The sequence below is a fragment of the Alteromonas sp. 4NH20-0104 genome (assembly GCF_057547795.1).
On the sequence record NZ_BAAJLP010000010.1, the window covers coordinates 61,247 to 77,763 of the forward strand.

The window sequence follows — 16,517 nt, forward strand, 5'->3', positions numbered from 1 at the left end:
GCCTATTGAGAAACTCAAAAAGTGACAGGGCCGCTAAACCTATACAGGTTTTGTGGGCCTTCATTTCATATGTACTTTACCGCCTATCATCTTATAGGCGGGCACGCCCCGCATGATAGTTTCGCGGGCAAATTCCTGCCCACAGCCGGGGCAGTGGCAAGGGGTAGTGGTGTGATCTTCCACTATCCGCTCTTTAAAGCACTTAACCAAAGCCCCCTTGCCGCCTTTGCGGTATTTATATAATGGCGCTTTACATTGTATACAGGATATCTGGACGGTTTTTACCGGGCCTTTTTTATTCGGTTTTGCCATGAAGTTGTGCAGTGGTTAACAGGACCGGTAGGGTAACAAAGAATGCCGTGGAGATCGCGTGGGACCATTTCTTTCCGTCCTACCGGCCAAAAGAAATCCCGGATGATTTCTGACGAAATCTCCGGGATGAATAAGTGACGCCGTCACTCATTCAGTCACTAACTGTAACCCGGCCGTTTACCGTGGAAACTCTTACCCGGCTGCTACCACTGCCTTCAGTGAAATCAATCCACTGACCGGGACCATATTTCGCCTTGCTTACTTTGACATTATTGATGTTATTAACAATGCTGCCACCGGCGTGAGCTTCCAGTTCAAAGCGGGCTGACACATCACCGCTGAAATTCAATGTAATACTGCCGCCGACGGTGTCGACCTCCACGTCAGCATTATCTGCCAGACTCATCGACACCCGCGCATCACCGTTTACCGAAGTCATCTCCAGATCATCCACTTCTACCAGCTCAAGTGATGAATCGCCATTCACGGTTTCCACGCTCACTTCCCGGCTGTTGCTTTGCAAGTCAATTTTACCGTTAACACTCACCACCTCGAGTGACTCGGCGCTATCATGCTCCACTTCAATATCACCATTAACCGCTTCAACGGTCAGCATGCCGGTAATCCCTTTGAGCTCTATGTCACCATTAACAGATTCAACATTAACCTTACCGCCCAGGTTACGGCCCTCAATATCGCCGTTAACAACTTCAATTGAGGTACCGCCCTGCGGCCCTTCAATCTTCACATTGGCATTAACCGTTTCATAGGCAAAGCGGCTGCCTACCGGTACATATACGGTTAGATTATCCTTAGCTTCGTCTTTATCTTCCCAGCGATAGTGATTATTTTTAACCTCTACATCAATAACCACTGAGTTACCGCGTTTTTCGAAGGTAAACTCCTCCGTCAGTTCACCCAGGGTACCGGTGATTCTGACCTGATTTTTATCCCAGGTTTTAATGTCGGCCTTGCCATACACGTGTTCCATTTCCACAAAGGGCTTGCTGTCGGTATCCAGCACCCGGTCAATTTTTTCCTGCGCAAAAGCATTTGCAGAAAGCAGTACGCCTGCTACTGCTGCGCCCCAACATAGTCTCTGCATAAAAAGCCTCTTTGTAAAATGTCTAGTCGTTAAAGTTTGCATAATTCACCTATTAGATTTGTTGCCATTTGGGCGCGTGCACTCGCTCAATCAGGTCAATCTGTTGTTGATAAACGCTTTGCAGCATTCGCAAAAGCGCCATGTTATTCGGATCGTTTTTCAATGCGGCTTTTATTGCATCGGCCGCAGACTCAAGCTCAGTCAACTGCCCCTGCCAGTTGTCTGTAACCGCTTTTTGCTCACTGAAGGCCACCAGCAACGACGCTTTCTGCGATTCAAACTGCTTACTCATTTGGGCCACTACGGTCGGATTAGTAGAACCTACCGGCGCCTGACTGCTACTCATAAACAGCCAGACCAACACTGCAGGTACAATAAAACCAGCAGCCACCGCCAGCGGCCAGCGCGAACGAGCAGGTTTAGCCCCGGCCTCGTTGGTAATAGCCAGTTCTATGCCTTGCCATAAATCCCGTGATGGCTTTATATCATCGGGCAGCGTGTCGAGTTGTTGCTTTAAATTGTCCGGTTGATTATTCACTGCCTTCTCCCAACCATTCCTCTAATAATGTTCTGGCCCGGTGATACTGGGCTTTGCTGGTACCGGTAGCCATATTCAGCATGCGGCCAATTTCCTCGTGGCGATACCCTTCCACAGCATGTAGGACGAACACCCAACGCGCCCTTTCCGGTAATTTAACGATACATTTATCGAGTTGCGTTAAATCCGTTGCCGGTTCTGCCAGTAACTGTTGCTCGGTTTCCGGCTCCATCGAAAACATGCGTTTTAGCCACCCACGCTGCTTACGCAAGTAACTAATGGTGATATTGGCAGTGACGCTGTGTAACCAGGTGGCAAACTGACTTTTCCCCGAAAAGTTGCCCAGCTTCTGCCACACCTGAACAAACACTTCCTGAGTGGCATCCTCTGCCATCGCCGCATCGCCGGTTAATCGATAACTCAATGCGTACACCTTCCCTACAAAACGGTCGTACAGTTGCCGGTAAGCAACCATATCGCCCTGCTGTGCCGCTTCAATTTGCTGTTGCAGCTGATGTTGGGTAAATGCCGCTTCGGCATTCACTACCTTTCCCTGTTCTACCGTCATACTGAGTGTGTCTGCTTACATTTAATTTGTGTTGTCAAAAGCTTTGTCGCCGGGTGGTGGTCAAAGGTTTAAATGACCTGAGTAAATTTCTCATTATTTTTTTAATCTCCGGTTTGCTTGCTGAAGTTCTGGTGACATTTTCGCTATACTGACCTATGCCCCCTTTTAACCTGCCAGTAGCAAGGAAATACAATGAAAGTAGCCGCTTTATATGCCGGAAAACCTGCACCGCTTGGACCCAGAAAAGCCCTTTCTGCCATCTGTAAACAGCCGGCTTATTTTCTTACCGTTCACCAGGACAGAACCGACGAAGACACCCAGGCCAATAAACGCTTGCATGGTGGCCCGGAAAAAGTGCTTCATCAATACAGTCTCGCAGGTTACGAGCTGATAAAGCAACACTATCCCGCTCTCGCTGAACTTGCCATGGCCGGTACCATTGGTGAAAACATCACGGTTGAGGGGATGACCGATGAGAACGTGATGATTGGTGACGTGTATGCCTTTGGCGAGGTGGTCGTTCAGGTAGCAGCCCCCCGAGCCCCCTGCAATAAAATAAACCACCGTTTCAATACGCCAAATCTCGATCGTTTTACTGGCAATCATGGCATTACCGGCTGGTATTACCGGGTATTAAAAACCGGTATTATTCATACCGGCGACAGCGTTAGCCTTGAAAGCCGTCCATCACAAAGCGTTAGCGTGGGCGACTTAATGCGCGCGGTTTATAATCCTGAGCACTTCGCGAAGGCTGCTCAGTACGTGGACCTGGAAGTGCTCGATGAAGAATGGCGCGGCAAATGTGAAAAAGCCATAACTAAAGCCGGATAACCTACCAATGCGTTTTGCTGGTAAAGAGGCCGTTTTCTGTTACGGCACTTTACTACTGCCGCAATACCAGCAGCGCCTGTTTGGTGCACGACTGCCGTGCGTCCATGCGGTCTTACCAGGTTGGCGCCTGCGTATGGGCTTCGATGGCTATCGGTTTATCCAACCATCACCGCACAAAAGCGTGCACGGCAAGTTAATCAGGTTAACACCTCAGCAGCTGAAAAAAGCCGACGAATGGGAGGATACTCCCTACTACCGGCGAGAACAGGTGGTCTTCCGCAACCGCCACCAAGCCATGACAGTGTGGGTCTATTCCCGCCGCAATGGCAAAGGCCGCCCCTGCCCACCGCACTTGTTAACCACACATTCTAATGCCCGATTGGTACTGCGCAGACATCGGCACCTGTTTTAAAGTCCCGGTTAGCCCACACCAAACTGCACATTAATTAACCATAAAAGTGGCAAATCAGCTGATTTATGTGTTTAATTATTAACCACAACGCAGTATTTAGGGGCGGAGGTAACATGGATGTAGAAACAATGATCGACGAAATTCTGGTAAAGGAAGGCGGTTATGTAAACCATCCCGCCGATCGGGGCGGACCCACCAACTATGGCATAACCCAAAAGACCCTTTCCCGCTACCTCGAGGTGGCAGTGACTGCCGATATGGTGAAAGCCCTGGATGTTGATACCGCAAGGGATATCTATGAACTTAATTATTACCGCATCCCGCGCATCGATAAGTTACCGCCACCACTACAGCCATTTTTATTCGACAGTGCCGTCAATCATGGTCCGCGCCGGGCGATTAAATTTCTGCAGGAAGTTTGTAATGATGCAGGCTACGGTCCGCTGGTTGTAGATGGTCTCATGGGCCCAAAAAGTAAAGCGCAGGCTCACGCGTGTTTGCAGGAGCTTGGCGACTGGATGATTGTTGCGTTAGTGGAAGAGCGGCAAATGTTTTATGCCGACATTGTCACCAACGATGCCAGCCAGAATGTGTTTCTTAAGGGCTGGCTGGCCAGAGCCAGAAGCTTCTTACCCGATTACCGTGTGGCATAAGGCAGACCCCCTATGAGCAAACTTTTTGAAAATCCTATCTCGGCGATTACCGATTCCGTTTCAAAAGGCGTGGAAACGGTAGCCGGCGTTTTTACCACCAATAAAGAAAAAGAGGCACAGCGCTCGGCTGATGAACAGATGGCGTTATTAAAAACCTATCAGGCAGAGTTTAACGCCCGTCAAAACCGGACCTGGGCCGACTCACTTGCCGACGCATTCAACCGCCTTATCCGGCCAATGATAGTGTCGCTGATCCTGTTTATTTTTGTGATTGCTTATATTTCCCCCACTCACCTTGCCGAGATTACGCTGGCACTGAGTTCTATTCCGGATGGTTACTGGACCCTGCTGAGCGTGATCATCGCCTTCTACTTTGGTGGCAGAATGCAGCTTAAAAGTCAGCAGTTTAAATTTAGCGAAACCCAGGCCCAGGCGGTGAAAGCACTCATTGAAACCAAAGCGGAATTCAGAAAGCTGGAGATGAACAACGATGAGCCCGATAAAGTGTTTGGCGATAGCGTGGCCAAACAGTCAGATTTTGATACCTCCCGGGCTAATCAGGTAAACCCCGTGGTCGAGGCCGCACTCATTCATGTTAAGGAAGACGGCGCGGCGGAAGCAGAAAACAACCAAAGCACCGTGGCTTTGAAAGCTAAAATTGCCGAGATGCAGCAGGAAGATGAACAACAGGTAATATCGCGGCGCCGGTTTGGCCCCCGAAAACTGGGACGACGCTAGCAGCGGGGTATTGCAGACATAAAAAAACCGCGCCGGAGCGCGGTTTTCTTTAAATCACTTAGCGCTTACGCCTGAGCGATGATAACTACTTTAGCAGTAGCCATTACGTCAGAGTGTAATTGCAGGTCGATGTCGTACTCGCCAGTTTCACGCAGGGTACCGGTAGGCAGTTTAACTTCTGCTTTCGCTACTTCTACGCCGGCTGCAGTAATCGCATCAGCGATATCCTGAGTACCAACAGAACCGAACAGTTTGCCTTCTTCACCCGCTGGTGCAGCAATAGTTACTTCGCCCAGCTCAGTAACTTTGTCGGCACGCGCTTGTGCAGCAGCCAGCTGTTCAGCGATTTTCGCTTCCAGCTCTGCGCGGCGCGCTTCAAATTTTTCAACGTTTGCTTTCGTTGCAGGAACCGCTTTACCTTGTGGGAAAAGGAAGTTACGTGCAAAACCAGCTTTAACAGTGACAGTGTCACCCAGACCGCCTAAGTTGGCGATTTTATCCAGTAGAATGATTTCCATCGATGCTACCCCTTATTCTTCGCCAAATTACTTATGAGAGTCAGTGTACGGAAGCAGTGCAAGAAAACGTGCACGCTTAATAGCACTAGACAGTTGGCGCTGGTATTTAGCGCTGGTGCCGGTAATACGGCTAGGTACAATTTTACCGCTTTCAGTTACGTAGTTCTTTAACGTAGCGATATCTTTGTAATCAATTTCAACAACACCTTCTGCAGAGAAACGGCAGAATTTACGACGTCTGAAAAAACGAGCCATGATTAATTCTCCTTATTCTTCGCTTGATGCAGCTGCAGGTTTTTCTGCACGCTCACCACGTGGGGCAGAATCTTCACGACGCTCGCGACGCTCTTCCTTCATCATAGGAGAAGCTTCAGTTACCGCACCTTTGGTACGCATAACCATGTTACGCAGGATAACATCGTTGAAACGGAAAGCAGTTTCCAGTTCAGCAACAGCTTCAGCAGTAGCTTCAGCGTTGATAAGAACATAATGTGCTTTGTGCAGTTTTTCGATTGGGTAAGCCAGTTGACGACGGCCCCAATCTTCCAAGCGATGGATTTGTCCGCCATCTGCTTTCAGGATTGTGGTATAACGCTCGATCATACCAGGAACTTGTTCACTCTGATCAGGGTGAACCATAAAAACGATTTCGTAATGACGCATTTAAACGCTCCTTACGGTTGTAGCCTCGCGCAGTACAGCCTTCTGCATGGAGACAAGGAACTTAATTTGGGTGGCTGTAAGGGCGCGCATTATATAGAGCTTCTCATCACTGCACAAGCTTTATTCAACGACTATCTTTGCCTTGAACAATTCTCTGTCAGAATTGCCTGTTAATCCTAATTCACACTCAGGCGGTAGAAATTGCTCAGGACTATCCCCACTACTTATTCTGTGGCATTAATTTCCAACCAAGGAGGTATTATTAGTCGCGTATTTTTTATTGGTGCAACCGGTGGTGTTGGCCATCGACTTCTTCCCCAGCTAGTCGAACAGGGGCATCAGGTAACGGCGTTACACCGAAAGCCTGAACAGGCCGATTCGCTCAGGCAACAAGGCGCCACTCCCATTGAAGGCGATATGATGACGCTTTCCAGGGACGACTACATAGCGCTTCTGAAGGATCAGGAAATCATAGTCTTCTCAGCGGGCGCAGCGGGCAGCGGCAAAGACCGCACCAGCAAAATCGACGGCGACACCCCGGCATTGTTAGCTGAACTTGTTGAAGAGCTGGGCATTCAGCGTTTCTACCTGGTCTCAGCATTCCCTGAAGCCGGCCGCACTAAAGGTTTGGGAGAAGGCTTTGAGCATTACATGCAGGTGAAAAAAGCAGCCGATGCCCGCCTGGTAAAATCATCGCTGGATTGGATAATCCTGCGCCCGGGCACGCTGCTCGATGAAGAGGCTGATGATAAAGTGAGTCTCGACTATTCGCTCACCTATGGCTCAGTTAAACGCGGTAATGTGGCAAATACACTGGCAGCGCTTATTGCCAAACCCACTATACGCCGCCAGATCATCGAGCTTACCGACGGCGATGAACACCTGAACGACGCAGTTCAACGTCTGCTCACCACATCCTGACCGATTCATTCAATATCAGAAGTTACTCCGCCTTTAAGCAATGAGAGGTTCTTGAGTAATAATGGTATAAGGCCTAATGCGGCAGTTGCCACGCTTAACAACGTATTCAGGGAGCTGCCGCTGGAATAAACAAAGATCACCAGCAGTACCAGCAACAGTGCAAAGACAGGAATACGCAATACGCTCCAGGCGCCGCTGTTGGCGTTGTCTAACCAGTAACCTATTACTGCTTCATTTTCAGCACTTAAAATAAATTGCCTGAAGCTATCATTAATGATGCTCCAGCCCTTATCCCTAAACAGATATCCCCGTCTTACCAGACGCTCAATAATAACCGCATTGGCAGGATTAATACTGGCACCGTTAGCCAGCTTCCATAAAATAAGCTTCTCCTGGCGAGTACACTCCTCCCATTTTCGTCGGTACAGGGCGCCGGCATGTTCAAGCATAAATTCAACGACCTGTTCCGGCTCCCAAAAATCTACCCGCTGATTACTCAGTGTCTGGCTGCAGTCATCGCCGGCAATGATTCTGAAACGCTCCGTTTGCTGGTCCAGACAATCTTTCAGGGGGTTGATTTCAGGCCATGCCTGGCATTCAAACTCAACCAGTAAGTTCACATCGAAAGGATTACTCAGGCGCCGTTTTTGCACCGGTGACCACGCGTAGCGTTTTGTCAGTTCAGAGAAAAGTTTACTCCAGCCAGCCTTTTCATCGCTTAACAACGCTTTTTCAGTTTCCTCATTGTCATAGGCTGAGGGATTTAGTAACCGGTACAACGGAGCCGTTTCGGCCACAATCACCAAGGTTACGCCGCGCTGATTATGCAAAGTGTAGAGAAAGCCCAGTGATTGCTTACGTAATGTCTCATCGCCACTCACTTGTTCAACCGCCGAAATTGCCACAACAAGTGGCTGACGCATTGCAGAATTAACGGCTTGTTCGACTTCCGCCAAAAAATAGTGGCCATTATCGCTACCGCTAAGGCACTCCGGTAAGCGGAATACGCGCCTTTGAAAGAGCGCATCAGTTTGTTGGTTCAGTGCTTTTTCTGCCTGCAAACGGGTGGCGTTGAGTACCAGATAAGACGGCGTTTGTGAACCCTCCTGGCCGGCAGTGATCGAAGGAAACGTTTCGGCAAACTTCGCCTGAGCCGAACAGCCGGGCAATATCCTGAACTGGTCCTGCAAGTGCTCTCCCATCAGGCGCTGCACGAGCAATTGTCTGGCCGCCAGATAAATGCCAAATGGCACCGCCAAAAACATAATCAGCGCAATTAACGGCCCACTGCCTTCTCGCACCGCGGCAAGCATAAGCAGATCGGCCCGGTAGCCCAAATCGGTCCCATGCAACGCTGCCGTTACACTAGAAAGATCCTGTTTGGCGGCAAAGGTTAAATGACTGACAAACTCGGTTTGACTGGGCGTAATACTGAACATCTGGTTAAAAAAGCTATCCGGCCTGGAGGGCATATCGTCAGGATCGCGGTTTATCAGCACCCATTTATTACAAAACAGCTCGCAATCAGCCACAGAAGACGTTTGTATTAGGTCAGGATAAAAACTACTGGTGAGTTCCGCCAGACGATATCCTGCCGCCATTGAACACGGAAACACAGAAGCCGATGGCGAACACGGCCTGGCATTAAGGAAACTTAAATAGTCCTCGTAGCCAAACTGATGAGTCAGCATACTTTGTTTAATATGACTAGCTTCAAAACTCGCCTGGCGCTGCAGCAAATAATCATGGGCGGTATAAGCAACTAACGACGCGGGAACCACCGCGGCTAAATACAGCAAGCCACTCAGGTACCACAGATAACCTGTTGTATAGCGGCGCTTCTCGACCGATCGGCTATCGCGACGGCGACAACGGATGAGGTCCTGCGGCTTACCCCACACCCGAAAGGCTTCCACTGCGGCGGCAATTAAAACCAGTCCAGCTAAGGCAAATACCTGATTAACCGGTATTAGCTCTCGCTGAACACCAGACTGATTAAGCATATCAACAATAAACAGTAATGCCGTGATGGCAACAAAGCCAGTTATCGGGCGTTTCCATAAAGCATAATGTGTGGTGTTCACCCGAAACATACGGGTTAAAAATATCGCCACCAATGTGCAACTACCAGCCCACATAACCATGCGGCTGGTAAAGGGCAGAATAACCCCGGTCTGGTACTGAATACCCAGCCCGGTAGCAAACAGAATCAGCGCATAGGTTTTATAGCGCTTGATATGCTTTTCATCAAAATAGGCCAACTCCTGCCAGAAGCGCTGAACAATGCCGTAACGCAACACTATAAATGCCGGAATAACAACCAGCAGAAATAAGAAGACCGCCAGAAACACCAGGATCATATTATTGGTTTGCAGCGCCTCGGGGTTAAAAAAAACGGCCAGTCGCCAGGGAATACTATTAACCGTGGCGGCTTCAGTACCGGTTGCTGTCATTGCGCCAATCAGAACCGTGTGAGGACTACCCTTATAATCGAGCTGCATTAACGTGGGTGAGCGTATTTGATTATGTTCGGCCGCCACCAGCAGTTCCGGATTACGGTTCGTCTCAGTGAAAAAGTTTTCAATCAGGCTCAGCGAATCATCACTGTGAAACAACACGTTGCCGTCTTCGTCTATCACTGCAAACCCAAAATTATTAGGCATCACCCGGTCAACCAGACTACCCAACCGGGTGCCGGCAATAATTAACTTTGGCTCAGCATTGGCACTTTGCTGGAGCGGCTTTTGGAAGCCTTTTTTCTGATAGCTCGAAAAAGTCTGGGCCAGCCGGAACTGACTGTACGCTTCCACACTGTATGGCGCCGGTTCATCATCAAATTTACCTGCTGCAAACGGGATCGACAACATGGCATTTTTACGGCCGTCTTCAATGTTAAACACCCGCTGGATGAAAAACCGCGACATCCTGCCATCGTCTGAGTGAGACAACTGCCAGAACTGACCAGCCAGACCGGCTTTCACATAGTTTCGCCTAGCCAGGTTGATGGTTTGCTCGAAGACCAGATGCTCCGAGCTATACAGCACAGGATAGTCGGTACTCACCGTGCCATTTGCATCGATTACCGCCACCGTTTCTACAATTCGCTTGTGTGCCAGAGCGCCTGGTGAGGGATGACTCTCAGCAGTCAAGGGGCCCTCACAAATTTGATTGTCATACACACCAGACTCGCCATTGGCGGGGCGATGACGTGTACACTTGTCATCGGTAGCCTGTTCCACAATGTCTAGCACAGTGCTCACTTCTTCCACAAAGTCATGACTGATTTCGCGATGCATCAAATGCAGTTGCCGGGCTTTTACCTCCGCAAAATAATTAAAAAACAACTCCTGAATTAACCCTATAGTGACAATACCAATGGCTATCGTCATACCGAGTATTATCTGGCTTTTGTCGCCCCTGGCGATGGCATGGGTAGTACTGATATAGCGCAGTTTAATAAGGGGAGTGATGGCGATTAAAAATAGCAGGCCTAAAATCAGCCACATGAGCAGCGTGGGAGACAACTTTAGTTTCTGTTGATTGATCGCGCTTTTTTCTATCACCCCAACCAGATACAGCTCCTGCCCTGCCACCGTTAAGGCGGTTTCCATTACCGGGTGCACGTACACTCTGAAGTCGATATCGCTCACCTGGGTATCTATAAAATTCGTCCCTTCAATCACCATATTAGCCGGGGTTGCCTCAGCTGTAGCTGACTGTGTGGATGGGTGTAAATGGGTAATGCGTTTGATCAGCAGTTCGGTTTCGTCACTTAACTGCGATGCATGATTAACCACTGATAGCACATTGCCATTTCCATCAACCAGAGCGACTGTCTGAAAGCGTGCGACCCGCTGGCCTAAAGAATCACTGACTTTACCCGACAAATGAAGTTTAAAATAAGCGCTCTTAGTGTTCGGGGCCTCACAGGCTTTGTAACTAATAAAATTGGCCTGGTCGAATGGCTCAAACGACAGTGCATAGGAGGATGACGGCGGTGCGGAAACCGTGACTTTTTCTTCCACCTGAATGGCGGCCAGGTCGTCTGAAACAGAGAGTTTTTCGATGGCTGTTTTCAACACATCCTGGTTAACATCACACTGTTGCTGGTCATTGTCATCGGCAAGGATATACTGAGACGTGACTTTAACCTTGTCGAAACTACGGTGGAGCGTGCCTTCTATTTGTTTGAGTTCGCGAAACAGCAACGTGTTGAGGGTATCCTCGTTACTATCCATTTTGAAATAATAAATGACGCCGGAAATGATAGTGCCGAGCGCCAGCACCAGCGCGATAAACAGTAGCTTGGAAAGGTTGCGTTTGAATGGCGTCATAAGCGTCCGGCTTATATAACGTTACACCCAATCGCTAGCGAACAGCAGTAACCATCAAACGTTATAATTTAGTTATGTTGATTGTACATTATTTAGCCAGAGCATAGCGCCGGCGGCGTTTATGATCAACCAAAACGATTCGATTAGCCAGCGTTATCAGGCACTGGCCAGTCCCAGTTTCACGGCAAAGTACACAAACAGGCCGCCCGCCGCCTTATTTAACCAGAAGCTTAAGCGGCCAACGCCCGACAGACGCTTACGGAGCCACACCGTTCCAATAACCAGGAGCAAACACCAGGACGTCCCGGTCAGCGTAAATATGCCGCCCAGAGCCAGAAACATACCGGTTTTATCGGCCACCTCTGCAGGAATAAACTGTGGTACGAAAGCCAGAAAAAAAAGCGCCACCTTGGGGTTTAACACATTGGTTAAAAAACCACCGGCAAATATTCGCTGCAAACTGGCGGTACGAGGTAACTCCAGGTTTTGTTCTGCCTCAGCGCCGTCTTGCTGTGGTCGTTTTGCCATTAGCATAGAAAAGCCAAGGTATAACAGGTAAGCGCACCCCGCCACCTTAATCACCGTAAATGCCCAGGCCGAAGTGGCCAGCAAAGCACTAAGCCCCAGCGCTGCTGCCACAATATGCACGCTGACACCCGACATGATCCCCAGCAAGGCCACCACCCCGGCGCGAGCGCCCTGAGTAGCGCTGCGAGCAATGATGTATAACGAATCCGGCCCGGGCAGAATGTTTAGTAACAGGCAGGCGAAGATAAACGGGATAACATTGATAACGTCAAACATGATGTACTCTGGCCTAACAGTAATAAGAATATGCTACTCCAGCCACACCAACATGGCAATCCCGGCAACCGCCAGCGCAGACCAGACCGAAACATTACGGCTTAGTCTGTCGCCAAGCATCCAGCCAATGCCCAGAGAAAGTAACACACTGGCTGCCAGCAGGGTTTGGGCAATGGCCGCTTTGGTATAACTGAACGCCAGCATTTGTAAGGTCAGCGCCATAAAGGTGCCGATAAACACTGCGAGTGTAAACAGTCGCCAGGTTATGCCCTTATCAGTGGTTGTAGGCAACCAGCGCTGTCTGGTAAACACCATCAGCAAACAAATAATCAGCAGGCCGCCCAGCAGCCGGATAAGACTGGCGTTAAAGGCATCAATCTCAAAGGAAGTCAGCACATCGCGACTAATGACAGCCCCGACGGCCTGGCAAAGCGCTGCCAGCGCAGCATAAACATAACCGGTTGGCGAAAATAAGGTTAACGCCGCGCGCTTGTGGGTTTTCACAATTACGTCCACGCAGATGATCACCAGCGCCACCGCCAGCCACTGCTGCCAGCTCAGCCATTCGTCAATCCATGCCATGGCCAGTAACGCGGTTAATACCGGTGCCAGTGTTTCTGCAATCAGGATAGATTGAGCGTCACCGATTTTATTAAGCGCCTGAAAGAAAAAAGTATCGCCCAGGCCAATACCAATAACGCCGCTTAGCAACAACCAGCCCCAAACTGCACCCGATGCTTCTACGGGAGGTAAAAACACCACCGACACAGCCAGAAGCAATCCGGCAGACAGCATCCCTTTCCAAAAATTGAGCGCCAGGGGGGTAAACGACTTTCCCAGCATCTGAAATAACCGGGCAGACACCGCCCAGCAGAGCGCCGCAGCCAACGCGGCGAATTCGCCAATCATAATCAGTTCCAATAAATTACCGCAAAAAAATACCCGGCAGAGCCGGGTATTTTATTTAATGCTAGTTTGACAGCTTAGAGTTCGCGCAGCCATATGTTCCTGAAACTCACCAGGTTATCGTGATCCTGTAACTGGATAGGCGCACAACCATGGGCTTTATATTTGGGAGCGCCAATCCATTCAGTCGTGCCCTGAATTTCCACATGGTTTTGTACTACTACACCATTATGAATAACCGTGACATAGCCGGGCGACTGAAGCGCTTCACCGTCGAACTTTGGTGCGGTAAAGATTATGTCGTACTCCTGCCATTCACCTGGTGGACGGGTGGCATTGGCCAGTGGAATGGTTTGCTTGTAGACCGATGCAGCCTGTCCGTTCGGATAGGTTTTATTCTGGTAAGAATCGAGCACCTGAATTTCATAGCGTTCCTGGAAAAAAACACCGCTGTTATTGCGTAACTGTCCTTCCATCCCCGCTTCAGGTTTTGGCGCTCGCCATTCTACGTGTAATTGCACATCACAGAACGACTGCTTGGTTCGGATGTTCCCCTGACCAGGCTTCACGGTGACGGTATCGCCGCCAAGGGTCCAGGCAGCCTCGCCGCCTTTCACTGACTCCCAGGCTGACAGGTCGGTACCGTCAAATAATACCACGGCATCCGATGGGGCCTTACCCACCGGCGTCTCAACCACTTCCGGTACGGGCTCCCAAACTTCCGTCTTCTGTGCCTGTTGCCACGGCTCCAGTTTTTCTTCCTGGGCAGCACAGGCAGCCAACGCTGGCGATAACAGCGCCAGACCAGCAACGGTTGCTATACTTTTCTTACGCATAAGTTGTGTCCTCTTGTTTGGCAAAATATCGACGGCCTTCAATTAGGTCGCCCAGGCTCTGTCACCTTTTTCGTATGGCATATCGCCATCGTATTTGCCCGGAATCCCCACATAACGCAGCACCTTGGTGGCACCTACTTCAGATGTAAAGAAAGTAAACAGGGTGAGCTGCTTAAACATAGTGAAGTAGTGCGGTAACGGATCGGTATCGTCCGCATCTCGACTGTTAGCACGCTGATTTACCGCGCCCCACAAATTACGCTCGGCATTATATTCTTTGGCCTGAGCGTCGAGGTCGTTTAATAATTCAAAACGCTGCGCATTGCTCAGGGTCAGGAACGGCATATCAAAACGCTCATCACTGACCAGGTTCAATTTACGCAGGCCGTCTTTGAACGCCTGTTGCTGAACCGGCGTATAGCAGTCTGCTACCAGCACCGCCATCATTTGTGCACACTGGGCATCTTTGGCGCCCGGGGTGTCAGTTCGTGGCATAATGGTTTCCGCCACTTCGCTCATCAGGCTGATATCATCTTTACTCAGGCCCACTTTTGCCGGGTCGGTGGCAGGCACTTTTAACCCCCAGGCCATCGCATTACCGCCAACAAAGGCAGCACCGGTAGAGGCCGCAATCATTTTAAGAAGGTCGCGTCTGTCCATCTTAGATGTTCCCCTTTTTCAATTCTTCAACAGCAAAGTTAGCAGCCCTGGCGGTTAATGCCATGTAAGTCAACGATGGGTTAACACAGGACGCCGAAGTCATCGCAGCACCGTCGGTGACAAATACGTTGGGCGCATCCCACACCTGATTGTGAGCGTTCAGCACTGAAGACTTAGGATCGCGGCCCATGCGCGCACCACCCATTTCGTGAATCCCCATACCCGGCGCATAATCTGCGTCGTAGCCCTGAACATTCTTGAGGCCCATTTTTTCAAACATCTCCACCGCGTCATTCATCATGTCTTTACGCATGGCATATTCGTTTTCTTTGATCTCAACGTCCATTTCCAGCACGGGTAAGCCCCACTTGTCTTTTTGTGCTTTGTTGAGGTAAACCTTATTGTCGTGGTTTGGCAACATTTCACCAAAGGCCGTCATACCAATCGACCAGCCACCCGGCTCGCTCAGGGTATTTTTCAGATCGGCGCCAATGCCCATTTCAGCCACGTTGCGGTTCCAGCCCTGACGGCTGGCAGCGCCCTGATAACCAAAGCCACGCAGATAATCACGTTTATCATCGCCCCAGTTCCGGAAACGCGGAATATAGAAACCAGACGGCCGACGTCCGTAATAATACTTATCGTCAAAACCTTCAATATCGGCCGACGCCCCTACGCGGAAGTGGTGATCCATAATGTTATGGCCCAGCTCACCGCTGCTGCTGCCCAGACCGCCGTCCCATACATCGGTGGCTGAGTTCATCAGCATCCACACCGAGTTCAGCGCTGACGCATTGAGGAACACAATCTTACTCTTGAATTCATAAGTCTGGTTATTCTCAGAGTCGAGAATTTCAACGCCCGTTGCACGCTTTTTGTCTTTGTCGTAGAGCACACGGGTCACGATAGAGAACGGACGTACAGTGAGGTTGCCGGTAGCCATCGCCACTGGTAGCGTTGATGACTGCGTAGAGAAATAGCCACCAAACGGACAACCCAGCCAGCACTTATTGCGGTACTGACAGTTTACCCGGTTCTGCTCAGGCTTGGGTTCAGTCATGTTGGCACTGCGGCCATTAATAATATGACGGGTACCTTTAAACGCTTTCTGCAATCGTTTGGCGAGATCTTTTTCTACTACGTTTAATGGAATTGGCGGCTGGTACTGGCCATCTGGCAACACATCCAAACCATCCCGGCTTCCACTGATACCCGCAAAACGCTCAACATAATCGTACCAAGACGCCATATCGCTGTAGCGAATCGGCCAGTCAACCCCAACGCCTTCTTTGGCATTGGCCATAAAATCAGCTTCGTTAAGACGATAACTCTGACGACCCCACAGCAGTGAGCGTCCGCCCACGTGATAGCCGCGATACCAGTCAAAGCGTTTCTTTTCGACATAAGGAGATGTCTGGTGACTTTCCCACATTCCATAGGTGGACTCATTGAGTGGGTAATCGCGCTTAATAACCGGCTCAAGCTCTTTCATTTCCTGCGTAGCCAGATCACGGTGCGGGTAATTCCACGCCTCATTGTGGGCGTTCACATAGTCTTTAATATGTTCAATATTACGACCGCGCTCCAGCATCAGAACCTTAAGCCCTTTTTCAGCCAGCTCTTTCGCTGCCCAACCGCCGCTGATACCTGAACCAACTACGATTGCATCATAGACATTATCTGCCATTACTTCTCCCCTTAAATCGTGTAGTGTCTCT

Annotated in this window: 18 protein-coding genes; 5 read left to right on the forward strand and 13 right to left on the reverse strand. The window is 49.8% G+C overall.

What is annotated here, in order from left to right; genetic code table 11:
• Window positions 1-60 precede the first annotated feature (60 nt).
• From AC27IB_RS09220 to AC27IB_RS09235, 4 genes are all read right to left on the reverse strand, one after another.
• Window positions 61-312: a hypothetical protein gene (locus AC27IB_RS09220; RefSeq protein ID WP_296048136.1), complete on the reverse strand. Its 252-nt coding sequence runs from the start codon at window positions 310-312 to the stop codon at window positions 61-63.
• A gap of 151 nt (window positions 313-463) precedes the next feature.
• A complete protein-coding gene (locus AC27IB_RS09225; protein WP_296048139.1) occupies window positions 464-1,417 on the reverse strand; it encodes a DUF4097 family beta strand repeat-containing protein in 954 nt (317 codons plus the stop codon).
• Between the two features lie 52 nt (window positions 1,418-1,469).
• Window positions 1,470-1,955: a hypothetical protein gene (locus AC27IB_RS09230; protein WP_296048143.1), complete on the reverse strand. Its 486-nt coding sequence runs from the start codon at window positions 1,953-1,955 to the stop codon at window positions 1,470-1,472.
• Complete coding sequence (locus AC27IB_RS09235; protein ID WP_296048145.1) at window positions 1,948-2,523, reverse strand: RNA polymerase sigma factor; 576 nt, start codon at window positions 2,521-2,523, stop codon at window positions 1,948-1,950. The genes AC27IB_RS09230 and AC27IB_RS09235 overlap by 8 nt, the downstream gene beginning before the upstream one ends.
• A gap of 192 nt (window positions 2,524-2,715) precedes the next feature.
• Between AC27IB_RS09235 and AC27IB_RS09240 the strand changes: the two genes are divergently transcribed.
• The 4 genes from AC27IB_RS09240 (at window position 2,716) to AC27IB_RS09255 (ending at window position 5,157) form a co-directional block, all read left to right on the forward strand.
• Entirely contained in the window at window positions 2,716-3,354 is a 639-nt protein-coding gene (locus AC27IB_RS09240) for an MOSC domain-containing protein (RefSeq protein ID WP_296048149.1), read from the forward strand.
• Window positions 3,355-3,361: 7 nt separating this feature from the next.
• Window positions 3,362-3,766: a gamma-glutamylcyclotransferase family protein gene (locus AC27IB_RS09245; RefSeq protein WP_296048150.1), complete on the forward strand. Its 405-nt coding sequence runs from the start codon at window positions 3,362-3,364 to the stop codon at window positions 3,764-3,766.
• 113 nt (window positions 3,767-3,879) lie between these two features.
• Entirely contained in the window at window positions 3,880-4,419 is a 540-nt protein-coding gene (locus AC27IB_RS09250) for a glycoside hydrolase family 108 protein (RefSeq protein ID WP_296048152.1), read from the forward strand.
• A gap of 12 nt (window positions 4,420-4,431) precedes the next feature.
• Window positions 4,432-5,157 carry a 3TM-type holin gene (locus AC27IB_RS09255; RefSeq protein WP_296048156.1) on the forward strand — a complete coding sequence of 242 codons (726 nt, stop codon included), beginning with the start codon at window positions 4,432-4,434 and terminating at the stop codon, window positions 5,155-5,157.
• A gap of 65 nt (window positions 5,158-5,222) precedes the next feature.
• On the opposite strand, the gene rplI is transcribed toward AC27IB_RS09255, so the two are convergent.
• From rplI to rpsF, 3 genes are read right to left on the reverse strand one after another with little or no spacing between them, the layout of a single operon-like run.
• Window positions 5,223-5,675 (reverse strand): 50S ribosomal protein L9, encoded by a 453-nt coding sequence (gene rplI / locus AC27IB_RS09260; RefSeq protein WP_296048160.1) that lies wholly within the window; start codon window positions 5,673-5,675, stop codon window positions 5,223-5,225.
• 27 nt (window positions 5,676-5,702) lie between these two features.
• Window positions 5,703-5,930 (reverse strand): 30S ribosomal protein S18, encoded by a 228-nt coding sequence (gene rpsR / locus AC27IB_RS09265; protein ID WP_070178620.1) that lies wholly within the window; start codon window positions 5,928-5,930, stop codon window positions 5,703-5,705.
• Window positions 5,931-5,942: 12 nt separating this feature from the next.
• A complete protein-coding gene (gene rpsF, locus AC27IB_RS09270; protein WP_296048167.1) occupies window positions 5,943-6,338 on the reverse strand; it encodes a 30S ribosomal protein S6 in 396 nt (131 codons plus the stop codon).
• 201 nt (window positions 6,339-6,539) lie between these two features.
• On the opposite strand from rpsF, the gene AC27IB_RS09275 reads away from it, so the two are divergent.
• Window positions 6,540-7,259, forward strand: coding sequence for an NAD(P)H-binding protein (locus tag AC27IB_RS09275; protein ID WP_487120453.1), 720 nt, complete (start codon window positions 6,540-6,542; stop codon window positions 7,257-7,259).
• 5 nt (window positions 7,260-7,264) lie between these two features.
• On the opposite strand, the gene AC27IB_RS09280 is transcribed toward AC27IB_RS09275, so the two are convergent.
• The 6 genes from AC27IB_RS09280 to AC27IB_RS09305 form a co-directional block, all read right to left on the reverse strand.
• Window positions 7,265-11,593 carry a hypothetical protein gene (locus AC27IB_RS09280; protein ID WP_487120455.1) on the reverse strand — a complete coding sequence of 1,443 codons (4,329 nt, stop codon included), beginning with the start codon at window positions 11,591-11,593 and terminating at the stop codon, window positions 7,265-7,267.
• A gap of 156 nt (window positions 11,594-11,749) precedes the next feature.
• Window positions 11,750-12,397 (reverse strand): LysE family translocator, encoded by a 648-nt coding sequence (locus AC27IB_RS09285; protein ID WP_296049686.1) that lies wholly within the window; start codon window positions 12,395-12,397, stop codon window positions 11,750-11,752.
• A gap of 33 nt (window positions 12,398-12,430) precedes the next feature.
• Window positions 12,431-13,306, reverse strand: a complete 876-nt coding sequence (locus tag AC27IB_RS09290) for a DMT family transporter (protein ID WP_487120457.1) — start codon at window positions 13,304-13,306, stop codon at window positions 12,431-12,433.
• A gap of 74 nt (window positions 13,307-13,380) precedes the next feature.
• Complete coding sequence (locus AC27IB_RS09295; protein WP_296049695.1) at window positions 13,381-14,139, reverse strand: 3-keto-disaccharide hydrolase; 759 nt, start codon at window positions 14,137-14,139, stop codon at window positions 13,381-13,383.
• Window positions 14,140-14,181: 42 nt separating this feature from the next.
• On the reverse strand, window positions 14,182-14,799 hold the full coding sequence (locus AC27IB_RS09300; RefSeq protein ID WP_296049698.1) for a gluconate 2-dehydrogenase subunit 3 family protein: 618 nt from the start codon (window positions 14,797-14,799) through the stop codon (window positions 14,182-14,184).
• A 1-nt stretch (window position 14,800) separates the two neighbouring features.
• The gene (locus tag AC27IB_RS09305; RefSeq protein ID WP_296049701.1) at window positions 14,801-16,486 is read right to left on the reverse strand and encodes a GMC oxidoreductase; all 1,686 of its coding nucleotides are present in this window, start codon (window positions 16,484-16,486) and stop codon (window positions 14,801-14,803) included.
• Between the last annotated feature and the right edge of the window lie 31 nt (window positions 16,487-16,517).